This window comes from Aquipuribacter hungaricus, from assembly GCF_037860755.1.
GTDB classification, from domain to species: Bacteria; Actinomycetota; Actinomycetes; order Actinomycetales; family JBBAYJ01; genus Aquipuribacter; species Aquipuribacter hungaricus.
The window spans coordinates 1-5,971 of the sequence record NZ_JBBEOI010000214.1; the positions used below are offsets into that span (position 1 = coordinate 1).

The 5,971-nt window shown below is 77.0% G+C and carries 6 protein-coding genes; 1 reads left to right on the forward strand and 5 read right to left on the reverse strand.

The window, feature by feature from the left end:
- Positions 1-646, reverse strand: a 646-nt coding sequence (locus WCS02_RS16390) for a LacI family DNA-binding transcriptional regulator (RefSeq protein ID WP_340295178.1), incomplete at its 3' end; no start/stop codon positions are given.
- Positions 647-777: 131 nt separating this feature from the next.
- On the opposite strand from WCS02_RS16390, the gene WCS02_RS16395 reads away from it, so the two are divergent.
- Positions 778-2,850: a glycogen debranching N-terminal domain-containing protein gene (locus WCS02_RS16395; RefSeq protein WP_340295180.1), complete on the forward strand. Its 2,073-nt coding sequence runs from the start codon at positions 778-780 to the stop codon at positions 2,848-2,850.
- A 15-nt stretch (positions 2,851-2,865) separates the two neighbouring features.
- On the opposite strand, the gene WCS02_RS16400 is transcribed toward WCS02_RS16395, so the two are convergent.
- From WCS02_RS16400 to WCS02_RS16415, 4 genes are all read right to left on the reverse strand, one after another.
- The gene (locus tag WCS02_RS16400; protein WP_340295182.1) at positions 2,866-3,465 is read right to left on the reverse strand and encodes a hypothetical protein; all 600 of its coding nucleotides are present in this window, start codon (positions 3,463-3,465) and stop codon (positions 2,866-2,868) included.
- Positions 3,437-3,766, reverse strand: coding sequence for a hypothetical protein (locus WCS02_RS16405; RefSeq protein WP_340295184.1), 330 nt, complete (start codon positions 3,764-3,766; stop codon positions 3,437-3,439). Before WCS02_RS16405 ends, WCS02_RS16400 begins: the two co-directional genes overlap by 29 nt.
- Positions 3,767-3,797: 31 nt before the next feature.
- Positions 3,798-4,463 carry a hypothetical protein gene (locus WCS02_RS16410; protein ID WP_340295186.1) on the reverse strand — a complete coding sequence of 222 codons (666 nt, stop codon included), beginning with the start codon at positions 4,461-4,463 and terminating at the stop codon, positions 3,798-3,800.
- On the reverse strand, positions 4,460-5,971 hold a 1,512-nt coding region (locus WCS02_RS16415), incomplete at its 5' end, for a PHP domain-containing protein (RefSeq protein ID WP_340295187.1). The genes WCS02_RS16410 and WCS02_RS16415, both read right to left, overlap by 4 nt.

Consider the following 5,971-nt stretch of genomic DNA (forward strand, 5'->3'; position numbering starts at 1 on the left):
GGTCGCGCCCGGTGGCGGCGTCGTCGGGCCAGCCGAGGAAGCCGACGCGGCGGCGCCCCGCGGCCAGCGCGTGCGCCACCGCCAGCCCGGTCCCGTGGGCGCCGTCGACGTCCACCCAGTCGTGCGGCGGCTCGTCCTCGCCCCAGGGCCGGCCGAAGGCGCAGAACGTCAGCCCGGCGGCGGTGAGCCGGGCGGGCCTGCCGTCGTGGACGTTGGTCGCGGTGAGCACGACGGCGTCGGCGGCGCCGCTGCCCAGCAGGCCCTCGACGACGGCCAGCTCGGCCTCCTCGTCCGCCTGCTCGGGGTAGAGCACGACCCGGTTGCCGCTGCGCTCGCCGGCCTCGGCCAGGCCGTGGAAGAAGACGTCGAGCACCATGCCGGAGATGCCGTCCTGCGGCCGGTCGGCGCGCACCGCCACCGCCCCGGCACGGCGCGTGGCGAGCTGGCGGGCGGGCAGGGACGGCCGGTACCCGGTCTCGCGCACCGCCCGCAGCACCTTGTCCCGGGTGCCGGCGGCCAGGCGGTCGGGGCGGTGCAGCGCGTTGGACACCGTCTGCCGGGAGACACCGGCGCGCGCGGCGACCGTCTCCAGCGTCGGCAGCCCGCCGCCGGGGCGCAGCCCGCCAGGGGTCCGTCCGTCGGTCATCCGGGCCTCCTCGCTCGGACCTGGCAGCCGCCCGGAGGACGGGCTACGGTTTGAGCGCTCAACTTTGAGCGCTCAAAACATATCCCCCCGCGACGTCGCTGTCACCCCGGGGGATGGGAGAGGGTGGGACCGTGACCGAGGAGACCCCCGTCGAGGACGCCCGACCGGCCGGCCGGCAGCCGTGGCTGCACGACCTGGCGCTCGTGCTGTCCGCCCCCACCCAGGCGTGGTCGGCGGCCGACGGGCAGGTCCGGGCCGACGGCGTGCAGGGCTTCCACCACGCCGACCGGCGCTTCGTCTCCGCCTGCGTGGTGACCCTCGACGGCGAGGAGCCCGTGCCGGTGTCCGCCCACGACGACGGCGGCGACGCCCGGGTGTTCCTGTCGGTGCCCCGGGCGCTCGGCGACCGCGGGGCCGACCCGACCGTCCGCCTCGAGCGCCGCCGCGAGGTCCGCCCCGGGGCCGTCGTCGAGCGGCTGGCGCTGGTCTCGTCGGCCTCGCAGCCGGTCGCGTGCGTCCTCCGCGTCAGGGTCGCCGCCGACCTCGCCCCGCTCGACGCGGTCAAGGCGGGCATGCCCCCCGCGCCGGTGCCGCCGGTGCGCGCGGACGGGGACGGGGCGCTCTGGCAGGTCGAGGGCTTCCGCGGCACGCTGCGCGCCGAAGGCGCCCGGGTCGGGGTCGACGGCACGGACGTGGTCGTCGCCTGGGACCTCGTCGTCGCGCCTGGCGCCACCGAGGTCCGTGAGCTGAGCGCCGGCCTCGAGGACGCCGGCGCGGTGGTCGTCGCCCCCCGCCTGCCCGCGTCCTGGGGCCAGCTGCAGGTGGACAGCGCGGACCGCCGCCTGGCACCGGTGCTCGACCGGGCGCTGGCGGACCTGCGGCTGCTCCGCCTGGCGACCGCCGACGAGCCGGACGAGGAGTTCCTCGCCGCGGGCGCCCCCTGGTTCCTCACGCTCTTCGGCCGCGACTCGCTGTGGGCGGCGCGGATGCTGCTGCCGGTCACCACCGGCCTCGCGGCCTCGACGCTGCGCGTGCTCGCGGGCCGCCAGGGCACCGTGGTCGACGTCGGCACGGCCCAGCAGCCGGGCAAGATCCTCCACGAGGTGCGCGGCGCCGGCTTCTCCCTGGTCGACGAGACCGACCCCGCGGGGGTCGAGCGCTCCCTGCCGCCGGTCTACTACGGGACCATCGACGCCACCCCGCTGTGGGTGCTCACCCTGCACGACGCCTGGCGCTGGGGGCTGGCCGAGGACCAGGTGGAGGCTCTGCTGCCGGCCACCGAGCGTGCCCTGGCGTGGCTGGTCGAGCACGGCGACGCCGACGGCGACCACCTGCTGGAGTACGTCGACGCCTCCGGCCACGGGCTGTCGAACCAGGGATGGAAGGACTCCGGGGACGCCGTCCGCCGGGTCGACGGCTCCCTGGCGACCGCGCCCGTGGCCCTCGCCGAGGTGCAGGGCTACGCCTACGCCGCCGCTCGGGCGGGGGCGGACCTGCTCGAGGCGTTCGGCCACGGCGGCACCGACCGCTGGCGCGCCTGGGCCCAGCACCTGCGTGTGGAGTTCCACCGCCGGTTCTGGGTCGAGGACGCGCGGGGGCCGTTCCCGGCGATCGCCCTGGACGGCGACAAGCGCCCCGTGGTGTCGATGACGAGCAACGTCGGCCACCTCCTGGGGACCGGGCTGCTGTCGGTCGAGGAGGTCGACGTCGTCGCCCGGCGCCTGGCCGCCCCGGACATGCTGTCCGGCTTCGGCGTGCGGACGATGTCGGACCGGGCGGCCGGGTACTCCCCGACCGGGTACCACGTCGGCTCCGTGTGGCCCCACGACACCGCCATCTGCCTGGCGGGGCTCGCCGCCGAGGGCCGGGCGGAGGTGGCGCCGGTGGCGGAGGCGCTGCTGTCCACCCTGGACGCCTTCGGCGGCCGGCCCCCGGAGCTGTTCGCCGGCGACCCCCGCTCCACCCACCCCTCGCCCGTGCCCTACCCGGCGGCCTGCCGGCCCCAGGCGTGGTCCGCCGCCGCGGCGGTGTCGCTGCTCGGCTCGGTGACGGGGCTGTCGGCCGACGTGCCGTCCGGGTCGGTGACGAGCACGCCGGTCCAGCCGTGGGGCTACGGCGAGACCCGCGTCACCGGTCTCGCCGCCGCCGGCCGCCCGGTCGACCTGCACGTGGACGCGGCCGGGCGGAGCACGCTCGGCTGGTGACGCCGGTCCGGCGGCCTAGAACGGCAGACCGGTGGCGCCGGGCGGCACGACGAGCAGCCCGACGACCCGGCCGTCGTGGTCGACGGCGACCCGGCCCGCCCACGTGCCCGCCTCGCAGCGCAGCAGCGTGCGCCCGACGACGACGCCGAGCACCTGCTCGGCGTCCTCCAGCGGGGTGCCGTCCGGCTCGGGCAGGTGGGCCACGGTGCCCTCGGTCCGCTCGAGCCGGCCGGTCTCGGCCACCGCGGCCGCCCAGGTGCCCCGCAGCACGTCGTCGTCGAGCTCCGCGGCCGTCGCCGGGGTCATCAGCCCCCGCAGCTCGGCCGTGCTGCCGTCGTCGAGCAGGCGGAAGGCGCGCCCGGTGAGGGCGACGACGTCGGCGGCGGTCGTGCGGGTCATCGGTGCTCCTGTCCGGGGGTCGCGCGGCTGGCCGAACCGCTTGAACGCGGCCTGCCGGGAGACGCCGAGCGCCTCGCCGACCTCGGCCCACGACCGTCCGGCGGCACGAGCCGCCCCGACGGCGTCACGGACCTCGGCCTGCGCCGTCTCCAGCGCGCGGCGGGCCTCGGCGAGGCGCCGGAGTGCCTCAGCCGGGCTGCCGGTCGCGCCGGGCACGGTCGGCCACGGGCCACAGGACGCCGGCGAAGATGAAGCCGACCGCCCAGGACGGCGAGGCGCCCACGAGCAGGTACGAGGCCGCCCCCAGGGCGACCGCGGCCGCCGCGCAGCCGGCGTAGTGCAGCGGCGGGACGGCGGCGAGGGGCCGGCCCTGGCCCATGGCCCCGAACAGCAGCATCACCCACAGCGACAGGGCGAGGACGGCGCCGACGACGTAGCCGGCCCAGCCGTCGTCGCTGACCAGGCCGACCGCGACGGACACCGCGGCGGCCACGAGGAGGTAGGGGAGCACCCGCATGCGGCCAGGGTGCTCCCCTCCCTCCGGGGTGTCAACCTAGGTTGACGATGTCCTCGCAGCAGCGGTGCGGGTGCTCTCGCTCGAACGGGACGACGGTGCCGCCCGCCGCGGGCTGCACGAGCAGGGTGACGCGGCCCGCCGCCACCCGGGGCCGGACGAACCCCCGGGTGTCGACGACGGTGTCCCCGTCGTGCGGGAGCCCGCCGACGACGACCACCTGGTCGACGGCCGACCGGGCGAGGACGTCGGCCACGGTGAGCCGGCCGACCAGGACCTCCGCCCCGTCGAAGTGCACGAGCCGGCCCGAGGTCTCCGTCGCCGCGGCGGCCAGCGCCACCCAGGCCCCGGTGAGGGAGGCCGTGTCCTCGCCGTGCGAGACGACGTCCGACAGCAGGGGGGCCGAGGCGACCACGGACCCCGACCCCGGCAGCGCGAGCGCCAGCGCGGCGACCACGGCACGCGTCCGCCGGGTCACGGTCTCCGGGTCGCTGCCGAGGCCCGCGTCGGGGACGACGCACGAGACGGCCGAGTGGGCCGGCGCGAGCCGGATCTCGTGGGTGGCCAGGACGGCGTGGGCGGCCGCCACGTCGCCCAGCTGGTCCCGGACCACCTCGCGCACGCGGTGCGCGAGGAGGTCCGCGTCGTCGTCGTGGGCGGACCAGCCGTCGACCCCGAGGACGAGCACGCCGCCCGTCATGCCGGCAGCACGAAGATCGGGTTGGTGTAGAACCACAGGTCCAGCCACGGGTCGGCGTCGCCGACGACGTCGATCGCCGGGCCCTCCGGGTCCAGGGCCGCCCCGAGGTAGCCGGGCTGGCTGCGGTTGGCGTCCGTGCCGCGCGCCCGCACGTAGAACGGCGCCTCGACGGCCCCGAGCGGCTGGACCAGCTCGATGGTCCCGGTCGTGCCGGAGGTGTCCCAGGACCGGACGACCTTGGTGTCCGGCGCGAGGAAGGTGTCGCGGTCGGCGGGGCCGGCCACGTCGATGCTGCCCTGCACCAGGTCGACGCGGTTGAGCACCGGCACGAAGTCGGCCCAGTTCGGCAGGTCCTGCAGCGTGAGCCGGATCGACAGCTCGAGCCGCGTGCCGCGCGGCACGACGACCTGCGAGCCGAGCGGGAACGCGGGGCCGCGGCCGCCCGCGCGCCGGACCACCATCTCGACGCCCTTGACCAGGCGCCCGTGGTCCACCCACACCCGCCCGTCGCGCAGGCCCTGCATGACCTGGCCGTACCCGGCCCGGTCGACGCCCACGTTGGTGCGCCCGTACTGGCCCGGCCAGAAGTCGCCGGCCGTCAGGTTCGGGCCGCCGGAGTAGACCGGGTCCTGGTAGAAGCCGTCGCGGGCGAAGTCGCTGCCCGGGCCGCGGGTGGACGTGGCGAGGTAGTTGGAGTGGCTGTCGGAGTTGACGGTGATCCACCAGGGCTTGCCCTCGGCGAGCAGGGAGTCCCAGAGACCGCCGACCGTGGCGGTCATCCAGTCGAAGCCGCCCCAGGTCCGGTAGGACTCCGGGGGGTAGGGGACGAACCTCGCCGGGTTGGTGCCGGCGTTGTCGTAGTAGCCGCGACCGGACGCGGCGCCGTCGGGCAGCCCCGCCGCCTGGTGGCCGGGGGCGCCCTCGAAGCCGACGGCGACGCGCGGGTCGGCGTCGCGCCAGGCGCGGATCTCGTGGGGGCTGTCGATGCCCTGGCGGGCGGGGTGGTTGGCGAAGAACAGGGCGCTCTCGACGCGGCGGGCGTCGACCTGCTGCCCGAGCCACTGCACGCCGGCCACCGCGAGCGCCTCGTCAGCGGTCGTCGGGTTGGCGCGGCCGTCGTAGCCCTGCTCGAACTGCTTGAGGACCGCGACCTCGTCCGGGCCCGGGGTGACGAAGACCGTGCCGTGCTCGGCCGAGGGGATGTTCCACTCCAGACCCTGGAAGATCAGGGTGCCGGGCAGGTCCTCGCGGGCGGCGACGATGTCCGGGTTGACCTTCTCGACCCCGACGCGGACGTGCTCGTTGCTGCCGTGGTCGGTGATGACGAGCCAGTCCAGGCCGTAGGCGCGGCCGTGCTGCGCCTGGTCGGCGACGGTGTAGAGCCCGTCCGAGCTGTACTGGGTGTGGATGTGGTGGTCGCCGGCGAGCCACCGGCGGACGGGCTGGCCCGGGCTGCGGCTCGCCCCGCCGGGGGCGGCGGCGGCGGGCAGCGCGGTGCCGGCGGTGCC